This is a genomic window from Streptomyces sp. NPDC001194 (genome assembly GCF_042896985.1).
Taxonomy (GTDB): domain Bacteria; phylum Actinomycetota; class Actinomycetes; order Streptomycetales; family Streptomycetaceae; genus Streptomyces.
The window spans coordinates 1-1,775 of record NZ_JBIAXU010000043.1 but is presented as its reverse complement, the minus strand read 5'-3'; the positions used below and the strand labels follow the sequence as shown (position 1 = coordinate 1,775).

Sequence of the window (1,775 nt, the reverse complement as noted above, 5' to 3'; positions counted from 1 at the left end):
CCGGACCGACGGCCAGAAGACGGCCGGCCTGTCGTCCAGTGTGCGCCCGCCGAGCGGGTGTGCACGACCCCGACACACCTCCGGTCCCGCGGTGCGCGAAACCGGCCGATCGGCTGCTTGCCATTGAGGTTCCCCCGTTGCCCGGGAGGTGTTGATCAGCTGGTCAGCTGGGGTTGATGGGTGTTCAGGTTCGTTCGTTCGGCCGCTACCTGCTCGGCGTAGTGCTTCTCCTCGAACTCGATCGGGTTGAGGTAGCCAAGCCGTTTCTGGATGCGCCGGGGGTTGTAGAAGCCGTCGAGGTACTCGAACAGCGCCAGGTTCGCCTCGGCCCGGGTGGCAAAGACGCGGCCGCGGATGCACTCGGTCTTGATCGTTGACCACAGGTTCTCGGCGAGGGCGTTGTCGTAGCTGTCGCCGACCGACCCCATGGACGCCTCAATGCCTGCCCTGACCAGGCGTGTTGTCAGCTTCACGGATGTGTACTGGCAGCCGTGGTCGGCATGATGGACGAGCGTGCCGGGCGCGACCTCGCGGGAGGCGAGGGCATACTCCAGCACGGTGAGGACCAGGTCGGCGTCCGCCTTCGCGGAGGTCTCCCAGGCGACCACGCGGCGGGAGAAGGCATCGCGGATCGCCGACAGCCACAGCGGCCCCTCGTGCGTGGGGATCATCGTCAGGTCGGTGACCCACAGCCGGTTCGGCGCGGGCGCGGTGAAGTCGCGCTGCACCAGGTCGTCGGCAAGGTCGGCGTCCGGGTCCCGGCGAGTGAAGCCCCTGGTGCGGCGCGGGCTGATGCCCTGCAGGTCGGCCTGGCGCATCAGGCGCTCCACCCGCTTGCGGCCCACGTGCACGCCCTCCCGTTTGAGCTGGGCATGGACGCGGGGCGAGCCGTAGATCCCGCCGGAGTCGGCATGAATCTTCCGGATGTGCTCGGTCAGCTCCGCGTCGCGCTGCCGGCGCTCGCACGGCCTCCGCTCCGCCTGGCGCCACCGGTAGTACGTGGAGGAAGGGATGTGCAGTTCCCGAAGTACGCACTCGACCCCCAGGCGGGGATGCTCGTCGACGAGCGCCGTCACCTGGGTCGGGTCGGGTCGAGCTGCGCCGCGAAAAAAGCCGACGCCGTCCGCAGCACGTCATTCGCCCGCCTGAGCTGGGCATTCTCCTTCCGGAGCGCGGCCAACTCCTCACGCTCGGCGGTAGTCAGCCGGTCATCGCGCTCGCCGGCGTCCGCCTCGGCCTGCCGAATCCAGGTCCGCAGCGCCTCCGGATGCACGCCAAGATCCACGGCCATCCGCTTGATCTGCGGCTTCGGCTCGGCGGTCCGATACATCCGCACCGCACGCTCACGCAACTCCAGCGGGTACTTCCTCGGGGCAGCCATGATCAGATCTCCTCTCGTGAGAACCATCTGACCCGCTGTCACCCTCCGCCGCACTTCGGGGGAACCTCACAGCCGCATCCCCTCGGGCCAGCCCGGCCGCTGGTTCAGCCCGGTCAGCTCCGCCACCTTGTAGCTTTCGTGGGGTGTGCCGTCCTGTTCGAGCAGTGCGTCCCACGCCTGCTCGGGTAGCTTCGCGATGGCCTGCTCGTCGTCGGCGGTGATGGTCCAGCCGGTCAGGTAGCGCACCGTGCGCCGGGCGGTGTTCAGTTTCTGAAGGTGTTCCAGCAGTTCGTGGGTGGCGCCCGCGCCGTCGATGCGGACCAGGATCTTCGCGCGGGAGCTGTCGGGGATCTGCGCGAGGGCGTCCGCGAGGACGGCGAGGTGGTCGGCGACC

2 protein-coding genes and 1 pseudogene are annotated in these 1,775 nt (G+C 68.9%); all 3 read right to left on the bottom strand.

Going from position 1 to position 1,775, the window contains the following annotated elements; translation table 11 throughout:
- Positions 1–155: 155 nt before the first annotated feature.
- On the bottom strand, positions 156–1,076 hold the full coding sequence (locus ACFY1T_RS35575) for an IS3 family transposase (RefSeq protein WP_390791873.1): 921 nt from the start codon (positions 1,074–1,076) through the stop codon (positions 156–158).
- On the bottom strand, positions 1,073–1,381 hold the full coding sequence (locus ACFY1T_RS35570; protein WP_390791872.1) for a transposase: 309 nt from the start codon (positions 1,379–1,381) through the stop codon (positions 1,073–1,075). Before ACFY1T_RS35570 ends, ACFY1T_RS35575 begins: the two co-directional genes overlap by 4 nt.
- A gap of 66 nt (positions 1,382–1,447) precedes the next feature.
- A pseudogene (locus ACFY1T_RS35565) lies at positions 1,448–1,775 on the bottom strand (IS1380 family transposase); the annotation flags it as partial.